Source organism: Pseudomonas cedrina subsp. cedrina, from assembly GCF_001983175.1.
Classification (GTDB): Bacteria; Pseudomonadota; Gammaproteobacteria; order Pseudomonadales; family Pseudomonadaceae; genus Aquipseudomonas; species Aquipseudomonas cedrina.
Window position 1 is genome coordinate 127,386 of sequence record NZ_MNPW01000003.1, and the last position, 16,381, is coordinate 143,766.

General features: G+C 64.4%; 18 protein-coding genes. 4 read left to right on the forward strand and 14 right to left on the reverse strand.

The annotated features are described in order from the left end of the window. Positions 1 to 73: 73 nt before the first annotated feature. Positions 74 to 1,876: a HAMP domain-containing protein gene (locus BLL36_RS06335; protein WP_076950620.1), complete on the forward strand. Its 1,803-nt coding sequence runs from the start codon at positions 74 to 76 to the stop codon at positions 1,874 to 1,876. After that, positions 1,873 to 2,520: a two-component system response regulator NarL gene (narL, locus tag BLL36_RS06340; RefSeq protein ID WP_076950621.1), complete on the forward strand. Its 648-nt coding sequence runs from the start codon at positions 1,873 to 1,875 to the stop codon at positions 2,518 to 2,520. The genes BLL36_RS06335 and narL overlap by 4 nt, the downstream gene beginning before the upstream one ends. Before the next feature lie 137 nt (positions 2,521 to 2,657). Here the strand turns inward: narL and ubiT are convergent, their stop codons facing one another. From ubiT to BLL36_RS06380, 8 genes are all read right to left on the reverse strand, one after another. Next, complete coding sequence (ubiT, locus tag BLL36_RS06345) at positions 2,658 to 3,125, reverse strand: ubiquinone anaerobic biosynthesis accessory factor UbiT (protein ID WP_076950622.1); 468 nt, start codon at positions 3,123 to 3,125, stop codon at positions 2,658 to 2,660. Next, on the reverse strand, positions 3,119 to 4,009 hold the full coding sequence (locus tag BLL36_RS06350; protein ID WP_076950623.1) for a U32 family peptidase: 891 nt from the start codon (positions 4,007 to 4,009) through the stop codon (positions 3,119 to 3,121). The genes ubiT and BLL36_RS06350 overlap by 7 nt, the downstream gene beginning before the upstream one ends. Before the next feature lie 10 nt (positions 4,010 to 4,019). Continuing rightward, on the reverse strand, positions 4,020 to 5,015 hold the full coding sequence (ubiU, locus tag BLL36_RS06355; RefSeq protein ID WP_076950624.1) for a ubiquinone anaerobic biosynthesis protein UbiU: 996 nt from the start codon (positions 5,013 to 5,015) through the stop codon (positions 4,020 to 4,022). 9 nt (positions 5,016 to 5,024) lie between these two features. Continuing rightward, positions 5,025 to 6,251, reverse strand: coding sequence for a molybdopterin molybdotransferase MoeA (locus tag BLL36_RS06360; protein ID WP_076950625.1), 1,227 nt, complete (start codon positions 6,249 to 6,251; stop codon positions 5,025 to 5,027). Further along, positions 6,248 to 6,802, reverse strand: coding sequence for a molybdenum cofactor biosynthesis protein B (moaB, locus tag BLL36_RS06365; RefSeq protein ID WP_076950626.1), 555 nt, complete (start codon positions 6,800 to 6,802; stop codon positions 6,248 to 6,250). The genes BLL36_RS06360 and moaB overlap by 4 nt, the downstream gene beginning before the upstream one ends. Before the next feature lie 82 nt (positions 6,803 to 6,884). Next, positions 6,885 to 7,532 carry a pyridoxamine 5'-phosphate oxidase gene (gene pdxH / locus BLL36_RS06370; RefSeq protein WP_076950627.1) on the reverse strand — a complete coding sequence of 216 codons (648 nt, stop codon included), beginning with the start codon at positions 7,530 to 7,532 and terminating at the stop codon, positions 6,885 to 6,887. Between the two features lie 99 nt (positions 7,533 to 7,631). Beyond that, a complete protein-coding gene (locus tag BLL36_RS06375) occupies positions 7,632 to 8,051 on the reverse strand; it encodes a hypothetical protein (protein WP_076950628.1) in 420 nt (139 codons plus the stop codon). Positions 8,052 to 8,060: 9 nt separating this feature from the next. Further along, on the reverse strand, positions 8,061 to 9,251 hold the full coding sequence (locus BLL36_RS06380) for an NnrS family protein (protein ID WP_076950629.1): 1,191 nt from the start codon (positions 9,249 to 9,251) through the stop codon (positions 8,061 to 8,063). Between the two features lie 220 nt (positions 9,252 to 9,471). On the opposite strand from BLL36_RS06380, the gene BLL36_RS06385 reads away from it, so the two are divergent. Further along, positions 9,472 to 10,188 carry a Crp/Fnr family transcriptional regulator gene (locus tag BLL36_RS06385; protein ID WP_269458655.1) on the forward strand — a complete coding sequence of 239 codons (717 nt, stop codon included), beginning with the start codon at positions 9,472 to 9,474 and terminating at the stop codon, positions 10,186 to 10,188. Then, a complete protein-coding gene (locus BLL36_RS06390) occupies positions 10,185 to 10,376 on the forward strand; it encodes a protein DnrP (RefSeq protein WP_076950630.1) in 192 nt (63 codons plus the stop codon). The genes BLL36_RS06385 and BLL36_RS06390 overlap by 4 nt, the downstream gene beginning before the upstream one ends. Here the strand turns inward: BLL36_RS06390 and BLL36_RS06395 are convergent. From BLL36_RS06395 to BLL36_RS06420, 6 genes are all read right to left on the reverse strand, one after another. After that, positions 10,370 to 12,211 (reverse strand): nitric oxide reductase activation protein NorD, encoded by a 1,842-nt coding sequence (locus tag BLL36_RS06395; protein WP_076950631.1) that lies wholly within the window; start codon positions 12,209 to 12,211, stop codon positions 10,370 to 10,372. The two genes, BLL36_RS06390 and BLL36_RS06395, sit on opposite strands and share 7 nt — an antisense overlap. A 94-nt stretch (positions 12,212 to 12,305) precedes the next feature. Then, the gene (locus tag BLL36_RS06400) at positions 12,306 to 13,727 is read right to left on the reverse strand and encodes a cbb3-type cytochrome c oxidase subunit I (RefSeq protein WP_076950632.1); all 1,422 of its coding nucleotides are present in this window, start codon (positions 13,725 to 13,727) and stop codon (positions 12,306 to 12,308) included. Positions 13,728 to 13,730: 3 nt separating this feature from the next. Next, positions 13,731 to 14,171 carry a c-type cytochrome gene (locus BLL36_RS06405; RefSeq protein ID WP_076950633.1) on the reverse strand — a complete coding sequence of 147 codons (441 nt, stop codon included), beginning with the start codon at positions 14,169 to 14,171 and terminating at the stop codon, positions 13,731 to 13,733. Between the two features lie 643 nt (positions 14,172 to 14,814). Next, positions 14,815 to 15,045: a cytochrome C oxidase subunit IV family protein gene (locus tag BLL36_RS06410; protein WP_076950634.1), complete on the reverse strand. Its 231-nt coding sequence runs from the start codon at positions 15,043 to 15,045 to the stop codon at positions 14,815 to 14,817. Between the two features lie 7 nt (positions 15,046 to 15,052). Continuing rightward, on the reverse strand, positions 15,053 to 15,616 hold the full coding sequence (locus tag BLL36_RS06415; protein WP_076950635.1) for a cytochrome c oxidase subunit 3: 564 nt from the start codon (positions 15,614 to 15,616) through the stop codon (positions 15,053 to 15,055). Further along, positions 15,600 to 16,376, reverse strand: coding sequence for a CbbQ/NirQ/NorQ/GpvN family protein (locus tag BLL36_RS06420; RefSeq protein ID WP_076950636.1), 777 nt, complete (start codon positions 16,374 to 16,376; stop codon positions 15,600 to 15,602). Before BLL36_RS06420 ends, BLL36_RS06415 begins: the two co-directional genes overlap by 17 nt. Positions 16,377 to 16,381: the final 5 nt, after the last annotated feature.

Consider the following 16,381-nt stretch of genomic DNA (forward strand, 5'->3'; position numbering starts at 1 on the left):
CGGCAGTGTTTACCCCCCTTTCCCGCTTCAGGTGCAACCATGCCGCTGCCTTGCCCGCTTCGATTGCGCCGTCATGCTTGACTGGCTGCGCAGCTCCCTGCCCGCCCGCGCCGGCCTGGCGGTGATCCTGATCGCCATCCTGGCCCTGGCCAGTTCCCTGAGCGCCGGGCTGATCGCCTGGTTCAGCCAGGGCGATGCCGCCGCGATCAACACTGCAGGCTCGGTGCGCATGGAGACCTACCACCTCAGTTGGAAACTCGCCGCCGGTGCGCGACCGGATGAAGTCGCCGACGTGAGCCACAGCCTGCAACGGCGCCTGGACAGCGAGTCGCTCAGGGCGGTTTTGGAAGACGGCCCCCAGAGCGCCCTGCTGCAGAGTTACCAGCAGATCCAGCAGCGCTGGAACGACGAGCTGCGCCCGGCGCTGATGCGCGGTGACGCGGCGCTGTTCCAGGCGAGCGCGCCGGCGTTTGTCGAGCAGCTCAACCAGTTCGTAAACCTGTTGCAGCGCCAGAGCGAACGCAAGCAAGGCTGGCAGCAAGGCATTCAGGGCCTGGCGTTGTTCAGCACCTTGATCATCCTGTTGATCGGCCTGTACGAGCTGCAATACGGCGTGGTCAACCCGCTGGAAGAGCTGGTGCACGCCACCCGGCGTTTTCGCGACGGCGACTTCAAGATCCGGGTCAACCACCGCTCCGAGGACGAACTGGGCCAACTCGCACTGAGCTTCAACGCCATGGCCGAGACCATCGAAGCGTCGCACCGCACCCTGGAAAGCCAGGTACAGCTCAAGACCCTCAACCTGCAACAAGCCAACGCCGCCCTCGAATTGCTCTACCAAAGCAGCCGTAGCTTGGCCACGCGCCTGGCCAATGCCGAGGGCCTGGATGAACTGATCCGGCGCTTCCAGAAACGCCTGCCGGGCCTGCGCCTGTCGCTGTGCCTGCAAGGCCACTTCCTGGCGCCGGCCCAACAGATGCTGGCGCTGCATGGCGAGCACAGCCGCAACGTTTGCGCGATCGGCGATTGCGCGACGTGCGAGCGCCATCACGCCGCGCCGCCGCAGGTGTTCAGCATCAGTAACCAGGGCACGGAGCTGGGCGAACTCAAGGCGCACTTCCTCGACGGCCATGCGCCCCAGGACTGGGAGAAACCCTTGATCCAGGCCCTGGCCAACCTGATCGGCACCTCACTGTCGCTCAAGCGCCAGCGCGAACAGGACCACCGCCTGTTGCTGCTGGACGAGCGCACCATCATCGCCCGCGAACTGCATGACTCCCTGGCCCAGGCACTGTCGTACATGAAGCTGCAAGTGAGCCGCATGCAAACCCTGATCCGCCGTGGCGAGCCGGTGGAAACCCTGGCCACCGTCACTGGCGAACTGCGCGAGGGTCTCAACAATGCCTACCGCCAACTGCGTGAACTGCTGACGACGTTCCGCCTGCAGATCCACGACGCCGGGCTGGTGCATGAGTTGCAGGATACCGCCGAAGAGTTTTCCCGCCGTGGCGAATTCCAGGTGCACCTGCACGTGGACGCCCTGGCCTTCCAGCTCTCGGCCAGCGAACAGAACCATGTGCTGCAGATCACCCGCGAGGCGCTTTCCAACTGCCTGCGCCACGCCCACGCAGAAAATGCCTGGCTGCAACTGCGCCAGGTCGGCGAGACCGTGAGCCTGAGCATCGAAGACGATGGCCGCGGCTTTTGCGGCGACGTCGACAGGCGCGAACACCACGGCCTGACCATCATGGACGAGCGTGCGCGCAGCCTGAACGGCGCCCTCGACATCAGCCCGCGAGAGCCCCAGGGCACCCGCGTGCAACTGCGCTTCCAGCCGGAATTCCTCGGCCACTCCCTACAAGGCACCGCCCCATGACCGCTCCTTACCGCCACCGCATCCTGCTGGTCGACGACCACCCGATGATGCGCCACGGCATGCGCCAGATCCTCGAACTGGAAGACGACCTGCACGTGGTCGGCGAAGCCGGCAACGGTCAGGAAGCCCTCGACCGGATCGACAGCCTGCAACCGGACCTGGTGTTGCTCGACAACAACATGCCGCACATGAACGGCCTGGAAACCCTGCGCCGCCTGCGGGCCATGGACTATGCCGGGAAGGTCTTGCTGTTTACTGTGTCCGACGCCGAAGACGACATTCGTGATGCGCTGCGCCTGGACGCCAATGGGTATTTGCTCAAGGACATGGAGCCGGAACAGGTGGTGGAATTCATCCGCGATGCGTTGCACGGCGCCTTGGTGATCAGCCCCGGGCTGACGCGGGTGCTGGCCCAGGCACTGCGTTCACCGCAGCCGCATGCGGCGGTCGAGTTGACTGAGCGTGAGCGGCAGGTGCTGAAGACCATCGCCGGGGGGTTCAGCAACAAGGTGATCGGGCATAAGCTGGGAATTACGGAAGGGACGGTGAAGGTGCATGTGAAAAATGTGCTGCACAAGCTGGGGCTGCGCTCGCGGGTAGAGGCAGCGGTATGGGCAATGGAGCATTTGCGGCAGGCGGGGTGAGACCCTGATCGTTCCCACGCTCTGCGTGGTAATGCATCCCGTGACGCTCTGCGTCACCTGTACGCGTTGAGCTGTTCGGCGGGACGCGGAGCGTCCCAGGCGGCATTCCCACGCAGAGCGTGGGGACGATCATCGCGTCAGGTCGCCAGACCGCGCCCTGCCCGCTCGAGATTGCGCCACAACCACGCCGGCAACACATCCGAATCCAGACTGTCGATCAGGTTCTTCAGCCCCAGCCCCAACTCGGTATCACCTTCAATCACTAGCCGCCGCCGAAAGAACAAGGTGTCCGGATCCTCCTGCCGGCTGGCCAGCAACAAAAACTCGCGCCAGTTGCCGCGGATGCTCACCTGGGCTTCGGCTTTTTCAGCAATACGCAAGCCATCACGCGTCAACGTCAGGTACCAGCACAACCCCAGGTCGGGGATGCGCAGGCACATCCAGCGCCCGCGCAGCAGGTCGAAACCGCCGTCGCGCAGCGGTTCGGCCAGGCAGCGGTTGAGCGCCTGTTGCAAGGCCAGGCGCTGCACGCGAAAGGGAACGCGGCGCACCAGCGGCAACAGGCGATCGGCGCTCTTGAGCAACCACTGTTTGCGACTCAACACAGCCCCACCTCCTCGACCCGCAACATGCCGGCCTGGCCATGCCAGTAGCCGTTGCAGCCGTCGACGAACAGCGGCGGCGTGGCGCCCTGGCGCACCCGATCAAACGCGCGCACCACCTCGACCATGCCTTCGGCACGCGGGCTCAGGCGCAGCAGGTCGGCGCCACCGTTGACCAGCGCGGGGTAGTCCGCGAGCAGGTTGGTGACCTCGGCCGACATCGTCTGAATGCCGTTCAAGGTAAACAACGCCTGCCCTTCCTGACTGCTCAACGCCATGCCATCCGGGTAGTTGATGCAGCAGAACTGGCAGTCATCCTTGGGCCGGTTTTCCGCGCGGGCGGTGAAGCAACGCGCTGAATAGGCCAGCGGCAAATGGCCGTAGGCGAAGATTTCCACTTCGGGCAACGGTCGGCCCAGTTCACGCACCTGCGCCAGCACATCGGCGATCAGGCCCTGGGAGCACTCCACAGGGGGCACCCAGCGCTGCATGCCCGCGTCGAGCAGTTGCACCAGGGCGTGGCCGTTATACAGGTTGAGCGCCGGGCCGCCGACAAAGGGCAATTTGCGCTCGATCAACATCTGCACGGCGCCCATGTCGTTGGCCTCCACCAACAGCTCGCCGTTGTCGCACAGGCGGCGCAGGCTCGACAGTTCGGAGGCGGCTTCGATCAGGGTCAGGCTCGACAGCACCACCTGCGCCGAGCTGCACGCTTGCAGCTCCCGGCCCAGGCCCAACCAATGGTCGAGGGAGAACGCACGGCGTTTGGCGCACACGGTTTCGCCCAGGTAAATCACGTCCAGAGGCAAACCGGCCATGTCCGCATAGAAGCGGCCCAGGTGTTCCTTGTCCCAATAAAACAGCACCGGTCCCAGGCTGAGTTTCATCTGTGTCTCCTCACTGCCATGCACGATGGTAGGCGCCGAGCGTGGTCTGGCTGCCTTCGGATAACCCGGCCAGCACCTGGCGCCATTGGTCCTTGACCACAAAGCTGGCCGGCGCGCGCTGGTGGGCGTCCAGCGCGGCGCGCCAGACACGGGTGACTTGTTCCACATAGGCCGGGCCGCGTTGCCGGCCTTCGATCTTGACCGCTGCCACGCCTATCGCGCTGAGTTCGGGCAGCAGGTCCAGGGTGTCGAGGCTGGTAGGTTCTTCCAACGCATGGAAGCGCTTGCCGCCCACCAGGAAGCGGCCCTTGCACAGGGTCGGGTAGCCGGCGGGCTCGTCGGGGGTGTAGCGGTCGATCAGCACTTCACTGAGGCGTGCGCTCAGGCCGTCGGCGTCGTCGCTCCAGCGCACCGCCTTGGCCGGCGAACACACGCCGCACAGGTTGGGCGACTCGCCGGTGATATAGGACGACAGATGGCAACGCCCCTCGGCCATGATGCACAGGCTGCCAAAGCCGAACACTTCGATCGGTACCGGACTGCTCGCGGCCACCTGCTTGACCTGGGCCAGGGACAGCACCCGTGGCAATACCGCACGGCGAATGGCGTAGCGCTCGGCATAGAACTTCAGCGCCGCCGCGTGGGTGGCCGAGCCCTGCACCGACAGGTGCAACGCCATCTGCGGGTGCTGGCGGCTGGCGTAGTCGAGTACGCCGGGGTCGGCGGCAATCAGGGCATCCACGCCGTGGTCCGCCGCGCGGTCGACCGCACGTTGCCAGCGTGCCCAAATCTTCGGCTGCGGGTAGGTGTTGACCGCCACATACAGCTTGCGCTGGTGCTGGCGAATAAAGTCAACGGCACCGTCGAACTGCTTGTCGTCCATGTTCAGCCCGGCGAAATGCCGGGCGTTGGTGTCATCGCGAAAGCCTACGTACACCGCATCGGCGCCTTGGCGCACGGCGGCTTTGAGCGCAGGCAGGTTACCTGCCGGGCAGACCAGTTGCATGAGAGTTCCTTATTCAAAACCGGCAAAGGACAGGAACGGCACCGCCGCGCCCTTGAGCACTTGCTGCTCGCGCTCGACGATCACCAGGCCATCGGCCCAGCAGGCCGGGACGAGCATCGCCGAGCTTTGCTGGGGGTGCAGGGTCGCGCGCAGTTGCCCATCGCTGCCTGGGCTCAAACGTGCGCGCAGGTACTGGCGGCGCTTGTTGGGTTTGCCCCATTCAAAAGCGGCCGGCACGCTGACGGGCACCGGCAGTACCCGCTCCGTGCCCTGGGCCCGCAGCAGGAACGGGCGCACCACGATCAGCGCCGTGACCAGCGCGGCCGTCGGGTTGCCCGGCAGGCCGATCCAGGGTTTGCCCGCCACTTGGCCAAACGCCAGGGGTTTACCCGGCTGGATCGCCAGGCGCCAGAACTCGACCTTGCCCAGGGCCTGGATGGCCTGTTTGAGGTGATCTTCTTCGCCCACCGATACGCCGCCGGTGGTCAGCAGCACGTCGCATTCGGACGAAGCCAGCAGCAGCGCATCGCGGCTGGCCGCCAGCGCGTCGGCCATCACGCCGTAGTCATGCACCTCTACGCCCCAACCGCGCAGCAACGCCGCGACGAGGTAGCGGTTGCTGTTGTAGACCTGCCCCGGCGCCAGTGACTCGCCCGGCTCGCGCAGTTCATCGCCGCTGCTGAGCAGGCACACCCGCAGCGGCCGATAGACCTTGACCCGGGGGATGCCCGCCGCTGCCAGCAAGCCGATTTCCTGGGCGCGCAGGCGCTTGCCGACGCTCAACACAGGCTGTCCGCGTTGCAGCTCTTCGCCGCGCTTGCGCACGTGTTCGCCCAGGCGCAACGGCGGGCACCAGATACGCTGGCCATATGATCGGCAACGCTCCTGGGGCACCACGCTGTCGGCGCCGTGGGGCAGTGGCGCGCCGGTAAAGATCCGCACGGCTTGCCCGGCCTGCAACGGCACGTTACTGCTGTGCCCGGCAGCGATGCGCCCGCTCACTTCCAGGTAACCGCCCTGCTCCGGCACGTCGAACGCACGCAGGGCATATCCGTCCATGGCGCTGTTGTCCCAACCCGGCAGGTCGAGGGGTGAGAACACTTCTTCGGCGGTCACCCGCCCGAGGGCCTGAGCCAAGGCGATCACTTCGGTGGACGGCGGCGGCGGTGCCTTGGCCAGCAACTGTTCAATGGCCTCCTCCACCGGCAGCAGGTCGCCGCTGTCGCACACGTTCATGAGCGTGTCTCACAGGCGGCGAGCGCCTGGTCGGTCTGCGGCTTGAGGTGTGGCGCGAAGTTGCAGGGACCGGTGCGGCTGTCCAGTTGGCCGACCAGAATCTGATCCCACGCCGTGCGACAGGCGCCCGGCGAGCCCGGCATGCAGCACACCAGCACGCCATTGCTGAGGCCGGCCAGCGCGCGCGATTGCAGGGTGGACATGCCGATCTCCGCCAGGGACACCTGGCGGAACAATTCGCCAAATCCGTCCACCTGCTTGTCGAGCAACGGCAGCACCGCCTGAGGCGTGTTGTCGCGCGCAGTGAAGCCGGTGCCGCCGGTCATCAGCACCACTTGCACCTGAGGGTCAGCGATCCACTGGGAAACGCGCGCGCGGATCTGGTAGATGTCGTCCATCACAATGGCGCGGTCGATCAAACCGTGGCCGGCGCGCTGCAGGCGGTCCACCAGGGTTTGCCCGGAGGCGTCGGTGGCGTAGGTGCGGGTGTCGCTGATGGTCAGCACCGCGATGTTCAGGGAAACAAAACTGCGTTGGGTCAGATGGGCCATGATCCAGGCTCCAGGCATTGAAAAGTGCGCTCAGCCTGCACCGCAATGGGCGCAGGGCCTATTCCTCCGAGGAGGTATGCCTTCAGGGGGCCAGGCGCGTGCGCTGCCACTCGCCGTCGTGCAGGCGGAAGTCGAGGCGGTCATGCAAACGGTCGGGCCGGCCTTGCCAGAATTCGATGCGCTGCGGTTGCAGGCAGTAGCCGCCCCAGTGTTCGGGCCTTGGCGGTTGCCGGCCGGCAAAGCGCTCGGTGACCTCGCGCAAGCGGCTTTCCAGCTCGCTGCGATGGGCCAGGGGCTGGCTTTGGGGCGAGGCCCAGGCGCCCAATTGGCTGGCGGTCGGTCGCGCGTCGAAATAGTCGTCCGACAGCTCAGCGTTCGCCCGCCCCACCGGGCCTTCGACGCGCACCTGGCGCTCCAGGCCCGGCCAGAAGAACGTCATGGCGGCGTGGGGGTTGTCCGCCAGTTCCTGGCCTTTGGCGCTTTGGTAATTGCCAAAAAAGAAGAACCCGTCGGTGCTGAAGCCCTTGAGCAACAGGATCCGGCAATGGGCATGGCCCTGGCTGTCCACGGTGGCCAGGGCCATGCTGTTCGCCTCGGCCGGAGGGACTTCGGTCTTGCGTGCCTGCTCCAGCCATTGGCCGAACAGCACCAGCGGGTTGTCCTGCGGGGCGTCATCGCGCAGGCCATAGAGGGTGTAGTTGCGGCGCAGTTGCGCGAGGGACAAGGGCATGGGGCGGTCCTCCAGGAAGTTCGGCACAGTGTGGGAACTACCGCCGTGTTATCCCTTGACCGCGATCAACATTCGTCCGCGGCATGACGCCGCACAGCACTACCACAGCGACTTGGCCAGGATCACGATCAGCACCATGTGCGCCAGGATGCTGCGCCGGATCCACGCCGCCCGTTTGGGGCTCAGGCGTTTGTGGGTCAGCCAGTACGCCAGCAACAGGTAGTGGCCGATGATGCTCAGGGCCAGCGTGATTTTCAGGCTCAACAGCAGCGCGAATCGCCCGGTCCACGGCATGCCCCAGTAGTGCCACGCCAGGCCGAAGCCCGCGCCGTACAGCAGCACCACCACGCCATGCAGCACCTGGCGCGAACGCCGGGCAATCGCGTGCTCGGCGGTGAACTGCGCCGACCAGGCCAGTTCCTGCCGGGCGCTGTGCCAGATCACCACTTCAAAAAACAGCGTGCCGATAAAAGCGATGGCCGCCAGCAGATGCACGATCAATAACCACGAATACAGCATCGGTCTCTCCTAGCCGGGGTGCCCATCGACGCGCGACTGCATCAGCATCGGCCCGTAGCGCCACAGGTACAGCCCAAGCCCGACGGACCAGCACAACCCGGCCAGCCACAACCCCGCCATCGGCCACACCGGCACCAGCAACACCCGGCACACACAGGCCAGGTTCAGCAGTGCAAAGGCCAGGGTCATCCCGCCCGGCGGCTGCAAGGGCCGGCCGGTATGGCCCAGGCTGACCCGCGCGATCATCGCCAGGATCAAGCCGCCCATCGCGCCGATGGTCAACGCATGCACCGCCAGGCTGGGATTGAGCGGCGCACCGAAATGCCACAGCGCCATGCCAAGGCAGGCCAGCGCCAGCCAGGCATACGCCAGGTGCAACGACCACAGCAGCGGCACGCGCCAAAGACCACGATCATGCCAACGGAACAGGCGGATCAGGTGCCCCAGCCCGAGGGCAGCGAACAGCAGGCCGATCCACGGGCTTGCGCCCAGTGCAGGCCCGACGGCATACAGCACGGCGATCAGCAGCGAGCCACCGAGCAACGCAAGGTCCAGCCACGCCCAAGGCTTGACCGCCTCGACCCGGCCCAACCCGCGCTGGGTGAAAAACGGAATCACCCGCCCGCCGATCAGCCCCATCATCGCCGCCACCAGCCACAGCCCGGTCAGTACCGACTGGCGCTGCAGGCCCGCGTCGTTGCGCAGCAAACCATACAGCGACAGGGCATCGGCCACCGTCAACAGCGCCAGCACCAGCACGATCGGGTAGTTGCGCTTCTGCTTTACCTGCCACAGGCTCCGCCCCATCACAGCGGCGACGGCCAGGGGAAAGGTCAGTTCCAGCACCGCCAGCAGCGGCCAATGCAAGTTGACCAGCCACCCCAGACGCGCCGCCAGCCAAAGCCCGGCGAGCAACGCCAGCGCTTTGCCGCTGATGCCTGGGCGGCCGGTCCAGGTCTGCACCGCCGTGAGCAGGAACCCGGCGATGATTGCCAGGCCAAATCCGAACAACAGCTCATGACGATGCCACGCCAGCCAACCGCCGGCGGGTTGCCAACTGCCGGTGCGCCCGCCCAGGGCCAACAGCCATAAGGGGATCGCCAGCGCCGCCAACACACAGGCGCCGAGGAAGAATGGCCGGAAAGCCAGGCGAAACACCGGGGTAATCGACATGGCCTTGCGTCGATCGAGCACTTGCATGACACGGTCTCCCTTGAAGGACTGCGGCAATCTTGCGCCGATGCCTGCGCGTTGCCCTTGTCGCAGATCAAGTCGCATACCCACCGCAACGCTTACGCTTGCGCCTGCAACTTTTGCCGTGCTCTGGAGCCATGATGAAAAACGCCTATGTCCCCCTCGCCTGGTTTGTGATCCTTGGCTCCATGCTGGCCGCCGCCAGCGGCCTTTCACTGGTGCTGGTGTGAACGCCCCACTGCTGTTCAAGGAGCCGGGCGCGGTGCTGCACCGCGTGCACCACCAGATCCTGCGCAGCCACCACTTGTTTGAGCCGTTGAGCGAGCAGGAGTTGGACGAGTTGATGGGCAGCAGCCAATTGCTGAGCATCGACAAGGCCGAGCCGCTGTTCCGCCAGGGCGAACCGGCCGATGCGTTTTACTTCGTGATTGCCGGTGCGGTGAAGATCTACCGCCTGACCCCCGATGGCCAGGAGAAGGTGTTTGAGGTGATCGGCGAACGCCAGACGTTCGCCGAAGCCATGATGTTGATGGACACGCCCAACTATGTGGCCTGCGCCGAAGCGGTGTGCCCCACCCAGCTGTACCGTTTGTCCAACGCCACTTACATGCGGCTGCTGCACAGCAACAGCCGCCTGACCTTCGCCCTGCTCGGCACGTTGTGTGTGCGCCTGCACCGGCGAGTCAACGAGATCGAGACCCTGTCGCTGAAAAACGCCACCCACCGCGTGGTGCGCTACCTGCTGACCCAACTGATGCGCCTGCACAGCACCGCCGCGACGTTCGAACTGCCGATGGCCAAGCAACTGATTGCAGGGCATCTGTCGATCCAGCCGGAGACCTTTTCGCGGATTATCCGGCGGCTCATCGACGAAAAAATCATCACCCAGGACGGGCGTCAGATCGCCATTCTCGACCGGCCGCGCCTGGAGCAATTCGAGTGAAGACCTGCCTGTACTGCCAGCAGCGCAACGCCGACGTGCGTAAAGAATGTGCCGGCTGCGCAACGCCCCTGCCGGCTGCGGATGCCGACCTGCAAGCGCACCGGGTACGGCGCTTCCAGTGGTTCTGCCTGGGCCTGGCGGTGTTTTGCATCGCGATGTTCTTCTGGTTGCCACGCAACTTCTACTGACCTTCGGTCAACTGCCGATACAGCTGGGGCAACCGCAGCGGCAGCTGCTCCGGCTGACGGATCAGGGTGTAGCCATGGGCGCCGAACATGTACGGCAGGTAATCGCCGGCCTGTTTGTCGATGGTGATGCAGAACGGAACCAGGCCCTGGCGCCGCGCCTCGACCACCGCCTGGCGGGTATCTTCGACCCCGTAGCGGCCTTCATACACGTCCAGGTCATTGGGTTTGCCATCGGTCAGTAGCAACAACAACTTGCGCCGCTGTTTGCACCCTCCCAGCAATTGGGTGGCCTGGCGAATCGCCGCGCCCATGCGTGTGTAGTAGCCCGGTTTGAGTGCCTGGATACAGCCGCGCGTGCGATCGTCATAGGCTTGCTCAAAGGTCTTGAGCGCTTGTAGCCGCACTTGATGGCGACGCAGGGACGAGAAACCATACAGCGCAAACGCATCCCCCAGCCCAGCCAGGCTTTCACCGAACAGCAGCAGGCTGTCGCGGATCACGTCGATGACCTTTTGCGTGTCGTTCAGGTGCGCGTCGGTGGACATCGACAGGTCCGCCAGCAGCAGGCAGGCCAGGTCGCGCCGTGTGTGCCGTTGCTCCTGGTACAAGCCGCGCTCGGTGCAGGCGCCGTGTCGGCGTTGCACGTGGAAATCCACCCAGGCTTGCAGGTCCGGTTCCGTGCCTTGGGGTTGCTGGCGCAACCATTGGCGGTCGGTACGCAGTTGCTGGAATTGACGGCGCAGACGCTGGGCCGGGCCTTGCAATCGGGCCGGTAAAGGTTGCGGCGCGTCGGCACGTGGCCGCATGAGTTGTAGGTTGACAAAATCTTGTTGCAGGCACTGTTGGCGGTAGTCCCACTCAGGCAGCTTGATGCCTTCGCCCAAGGGGATGTCATCCACATCGGCGGGCGGCAGGTCCAGGTGCAGCTTGAGGCCGCCACTCTTGCGCACGCGCTGGCGCGATAAGCTCAACTGGTCGAGGTCTTCGGCGACGCGGGCGGCGTCCGGGTCTTCGCTGTCGTCGGCCCAGCGATCAAGGTCGACGTGCTCGGTCCAACTGAACAGGTTTTCCAGGCGCACCACCAGCAGGCCGCCGTCGCGGCTGTGGTCATCCACACGGCTGGCGCGCTTGGGCGCGCCCTGCTGCTCGCCAGGTTGGGTGGCGAGGTCGTCGCCGTCGTCGTCAAGGTCCAGAAGCTGGGGCGTGTCCAGATGCAGCGGCGGGTACAGCCACAAGGGCAACGGCCAGGCCGCCCGCTCGCTGCGCGGCAACTGGCGTACGCTGCCGGGTTCGCGCAGGGCCTTGCGCAAGGCGTTTTCCAGGGCCGCCTCACCAGGTTTGAGGCTGGCCGGGGCGGGCCGCAGCGTCAGATGGGCGTCCACCAGGCGCTGATAACTGGGCAACAACGCGGGGTAGCGTTGCAGCAACAGCCAGGTCCAGCGTTGGTTGTCGCGGGCCCAGTGGGTCATGGGGCCCGCATGGGCCGCCAACAGCGCCAGCCAGCGGTACAACTCCAGGTTCAACGCGACGGTGGGGTACACCGCCAGGCTCGACGGCAGACGCAGGCGGTTGCCATCGCAAGAAGCCAAAGGCGCGTGCTTGCAGGTGCCGGCGATGCGCATCAACAGGTTGCGGCGCAGCAGCAGGTCGCGCTCGCTGGCGGCCTCCAGGGCGATCCCGCTGGCACCGCCCAACGCACGAAACAGCATGGCGAGGCTGCGCTGGCGGTCGACCAACTCGACCCGCGCAGCCGGAAAATCGGCACTGGCGCGGCGGGTGATAAAGCGGTGCCAGGCACTGCCGACCCACTCTTCCAGCTCCAGGGTAAAAGCCATGGGAAGTACTCCAACTGCTCGGTAGTTGACAGGCACACCGCCGTCCAAATGTGGGAACGGGCAAGCCCCATCCCACATTGGAGTTGGGGTACCGTCAGTGGACGATCGGTACCCCAACCCCTACTCGGCGGCGTCTTTGCCGGAAGCTGAACAAGTAGCAAAGCAACCCGAACAGGAACACCACACCGCTGACCAACCGGGCCCAGAACAGCCCCTGCAAATGGTCCACCGTGGCCATGAACGGCAAGGCCACACCGTCCACTTGCCAGCGTTGCAGCCACACCTGCACGGCGCCGGCGGCAGTGAGGAACAGCGTGATCATTACCATCGACAACACCATCATCCAGAAGCCCCAGATCTCCATCGTCTGCGAACGCGAGTCCGGCGCTTCACCGATGCCGCGCAGGCGGGGCATGGCGTAGCTGATCAGCGTCATCACTATCATCGCGTAGGCACCGAAGAACGCAAGGTGGCCGTGGGCGGCGGTGAGTTGGGTGCCGTGGGTGTAGAAGTTGACCGGTGCCAGGGTGTGCAGGAAGCCCCACACCCCCGCGCCGAAGAACGCCGTGACCGTGGTGCCCTTGGCCCACAAGGTGGCCGCGCGGTTGGGGTGCTGGCGGCGCCGCTGCTTGACCATGGTAAAGGCAAATATCACCATCGCCAGGAACGGCAGCGGCTCCAGCGCCGAGAAGATCGAACCGACCCACAGCCACACCTCGGGCGCACCGATCCAGAAGAAGTGGTGACCCGTGCCGATAATCCCGGTGATCAAGGCCATGGCGATGATCACGTACAGCCATTTCTCTACCACTTCGCGGTCGACGCCGGTGACTTTGATCAGCACGAACGCCAGCATCGAACCCATGATCAATTCCCATACGCCTTCCACCCAAAGATGCACCACCCACCACCAGTAGAACTTGTCCCGCGCCAGGTTGCCGGGGTTGTAGAAGGAGAACAGGAAGAACACCGCCAGGCCGATCAGCCCGGTCATCATCACCATGCTCACGGTGGTCTTGCGGCCTTTGAGCAGGGTCATGCCGATGTTGTACAAGAAGCCCAGGCACACCACCACGATGCCCATTTTGGTGATGGTCGGTTGCTCCAGGAACTCGCGCCCCATGGTCGGCAACAGTTCGTTATGGGTCAGCTTGGCCAACGCCGCATACGGCACCAGCAGGTAGCCAAGGATGGTCAACACCCCGGCGGCGGCGAACACCCAGAACAGTACAATCGCCAGTTTCGGGCTGTGCAGCTCGCGATCGGCCTCCTCGGGTATCAGGTAGTAGGCGGCGCCCATAAAGCCGAACAGCAGCCAGACGATCAGCAGGTTGGTGTGCACCATCCGCGCCACATTGAAGGGGATCAACGAGAACAGAAAATCGCCGATGACGTATTGCAGGCCCATGATCAAACCGAACAGCACCTGACCCAGAAACAGGATCAGGGCGAACACAAAGTAGGGTTTGGCCACGGCCTGGGATTGGAATTTCAAGTATGGATTGGCACTGCGCATGGCTCAGCCCTCCTTGTTCGGTGGCCAGTTATTGGTATCGATCTTCGAGCTCCATTTGAGAAACTCGGCCATATCGTCCACCTCCTGGTCACTGAGATTGAACTGCGGCATGGCCCGTCGCCCCGGTACACCCAGGGGCTGCATCTTCATCCAGGCATGCAGGAACGGCTTGAACCCTTCCTCACCGCCCCGGCGCTTGAACACATTGCCCAACTCCGGCGCGAAATACGCGCCCTCGCCCAGCAAGGTGTGGCAGCCGACACAGTTGTTGCGCTCCCAGACGCCTTTGCCGCGAACGACAGATTCGGTGAGCTGGTCGACATTGCTGCGGGCGGGAAAGGTTTGTTCGGTGTGGTAGGTCAGGGCCAGGAAAATCAGGAAGAAGAACACGCTTCCCCCGAAGTAGATATTCCTGGCCATGCCCTTGGTGAAGGTCTCTGACATGGTCGCTTCCTCATTGCTTGACCAGGGGATGATAGGGAGGCGGGGGGTGAAAACGGCTTGATGGCGATCAAGAAATGTTGATGGTTTTGGTGGGGTATTTTTGGGCAGACCCAACGGTAACCACGATGCGAAGCGAGCCGCTCTTGATCTTGCGCTGTTGCTGTTGCTGTTGCTCTGGCTTTCGATCTTGATCTCAGGCGCCCCGTCAAACACGCTGGCCGGAATTCGACATTGATTTGGGGGGTAAACCGGCAGGGATGCCGGTTTAGCCGCCCCGCGCCATGGATGGCGCGTGGCGGCGGCCCCGCAAATCAATGTCGGATTACGGGCACACCGAGCCTGGGCGAGGTGCCGAGTGTTGGGGCAAGAGCGCTTGGGTTACTTTGCCGCTTTTGCAAAGTGACACGCCGTAAGGGCGTAACCCTAAGTGGCCGTTACCGCAGAAACGGATATGTACTCGGTCAGATCCAACATCCTGGTCGGCTGTCAGGCCGCCATCGGGGGCAAGCCCCCTCCCACATTTGAATCGCGGGCCATCAGTCAGATACGCGTCGGCTATCAGGCCGCCATGGGCGCAAGCTCCATCGCCACAGGTTCAGGGCCACGCCAAAGTTGTGTAGAGCCCCGTGCCGTAATGAGAGGCCTACCGAAGCAACGGATAGACACTTAACCCCATCACCACAAACGCCCACCCCAACATCATCCCACGCCACAACCTGGGCGCATGCCGCAGCTCCATAAACCCCTCGACTATCACCCAAGCCTTGGCCACCGCCAGCAACAACACGCCCCACCAAAACCCGGACGCACCCGCCAGCAACGTGCCCACGCTCAAAACAATCAACCCCAGCCAACACACCACCAATCCCGTCATCGCACCCTCAGCCCATCACATAAACCACTGGAAACAGCACTACCCACACCAGGTCCACCATGTGCCAATACAACACCCCCGACTCCACTGTGCTGACTGTCATCCCACGGCGCCAACATGCCACCGCCAGCCATCCCAGAATCACCATTCCCAGCAGCACATGCAGGAAATGAAACCCGGTGAGTATCCAGTACAAGGTGAAGAACCGGCTGTGCTCCACGCCCAACCCGGCACCCGCCAGGTGGCTGTACTCCGTCAGCTTGACCCCCACATACAGCGATGCCACCAGCAACGCCGCCACCAATAAGCCGGCACCCCGCCGCGGGCAACCCTTGCGTACGTGCTGCAAGGCCTGCGCGGCGAGCAGGCCGGCTGTCAACAGGCTCAAGGTCATCGCCAGTCCGGTAGAAGTGTCCAACTGCGCATGGCCTTCGGCGAACACGTGGGGTGCCAACAGCCGGGCGACCGCAAACGTCAGGATCAATAGTGCAAACACCGTCAACTCGGCAAGGATAAAAAACCACATCGCCAGATCCCCTGGCAGCCGGCGCACGTCAGACAAAGTGCACATCCACCACGTCCATCAGAGCCGCCACGGTCTGCGGGTCGTCGCTCAACGCTTCGGCCAGGCACGCCAGGCAGGCTTCGCGCGGGCTCATGCCGGCGCCGATAAGACGTGCGGTGAAGATCAACAGGCGTGTGGAGGCAACTTCTTCCAGGTCGTGCCGATCAAGGCGACGCAATGCCTGGCCGAGGCGCACCACCTGGGCGGCCAGCGCGCTGTCCACGCCGGCTTCGCGGGCGACGATGCGCTCCTCGTCAGCCACCGGCGGGTAACCGAAGCGCATCGCCACAAACCGTTGGCGCGTGCTGGGTTTCATGCCCTTGAGCAGGTTCTGGTAACCGGGGTTGTAAGACACCACCAGCATGAACGACGACGGCGCCTTGAGCACTTCGCCGGTGCGTTCCAGGAACAGTTCGCGGCGCTCATCGGCGATCGGGTGCAGCACCACGGCGGTGTCCTGGCGCGCTTCGACCACTTCATCCAGGTAACAGATGCCGCCTTCGCGCACGGCTCGGGTCAGCGGGCCGTCCTGCCACCAGGTGCCGTCGGTGCCGATCAGGTGGCGGCCGAGCAAATCGGCGGCGCTCAGGTCGTCGTGGCAGGCAACGGTGTACAGCGCCAGGTTCAAGCGGTGCGCCATGTGCTGCACAAAACGTGTCTTGCCACAGCCCGTGGGGCCTTTGATCAGCACCGGGAGGTGGTGGCGCCAGGCGTGTTCGAACAGTTGCAGTTCGTTATCCAGCGGTTGGTAGAAGGGCTCGCTCATCACAG

Excerpts from the sequence above, each read along its gene's own strand:
- BLL36_RS06335 (WP_076950620.1), top strand. The coding sequence starts at position 74 with ATGCTTGACTGGCTGCGCAGCTCCCTGCCCGCCCGCGCCGGCCTGGCG.
- narL (WP_076950621.1), top strand. The coding sequence starts at position 1,873 with ATGACCGCTCCTTACCGCCACCGCATCCTGCTGGTCGACGACCACCCG.
- BLL36_RS06350 (WP_076950623.1), bottom strand. The coding sequence starts at position 4,009 with ATGAAACTCAGCCTGGGACCGGTGCTGTTTTATTGGGACAAGGAACAC.
- ubiU (WP_076950624.1), bottom strand. The coding sequence starts at position 5,015 with ATGCAACTGGTCTGCCCGGCAGGTAACCTGCCTGCGCTCAAAGCCGCC.
- BLL36_RS06360 (WP_076950625.1), bottom strand. The coding sequence starts at position 6,251 with ATGAACGTGTGCGACAGCGGCGACCTGCTGCCGGTGGAGGAGGCCATT.
- moaB (WP_076950626.1), bottom strand. The coding sequence starts at position 6,802 with ATGGCCCATCTGACCCAACGCAGTTTTGTTTCCCTGAACATCGCGGTG.
- pdxH (WP_076950627.1), bottom strand. The coding sequence starts at position 7,532 with ATGCCCTTGTCCCTCGCGCAACTGCGCCGCAACTACACCCTCTATGGC.
- BLL36_RS06375 (WP_076950628.1), bottom strand. The coding sequence starts at position 8,051 with ATGCTGTATTCGTGGTTATTGATCGTGCATCTGCTGGCGGCCATCGCT.
- BLL36_RS06380 (WP_076950629.1), bottom strand. The coding sequence starts at position 9,251 with ATGCAAGTGCTCGATCGACGCAAGGCCATGTCGATTACCCCGGTGTTT.
- BLL36_RS06395 (WP_076950631.1), bottom strand. The coding sequence starts at position 12,211 with ATGGCTTTTACCCTGGAGCTGGAAGAGTGGGTCGGCAGTGCCTGGCAC.
- BLL36_RS06400 (WP_076950632.1), bottom strand. The coding sequence starts at position 13,727 with ATGCGCAGTGCCAATCCATACTTGAAATTCCAATCCCAGGCCGTGGCC.
- BLL36_RS06405 (WP_076950633.1), bottom strand. The coding sequence starts at position 14,171 with ATGTCAGAGACCTTCACCAAGGGCATGGCCAGGAATATCTACTTCGGG.
- BLL36_RS06410 (WP_076950634.1), bottom strand. The coding sequence starts at position 15,045 with ATGACGGGATTGGTGGTGTGTTGGCTGGGGTTGATTGTTTTGAGCGTG.
- BLL36_RS06415 (WP_076950635.1), bottom strand. The coding sequence starts at position 15,616 with ATGTGCACTTTGTCTGACGTGCGCCGGCTGCCAGGGGATCTGGCGATG.
- BLL36_RS06420 (WP_076950636.1), bottom strand. The coding sequence starts at position 16,376 with ATGAGCGAGCCCTTCTACCAACCGCTGGATAACGAACTGCAACTGTTC.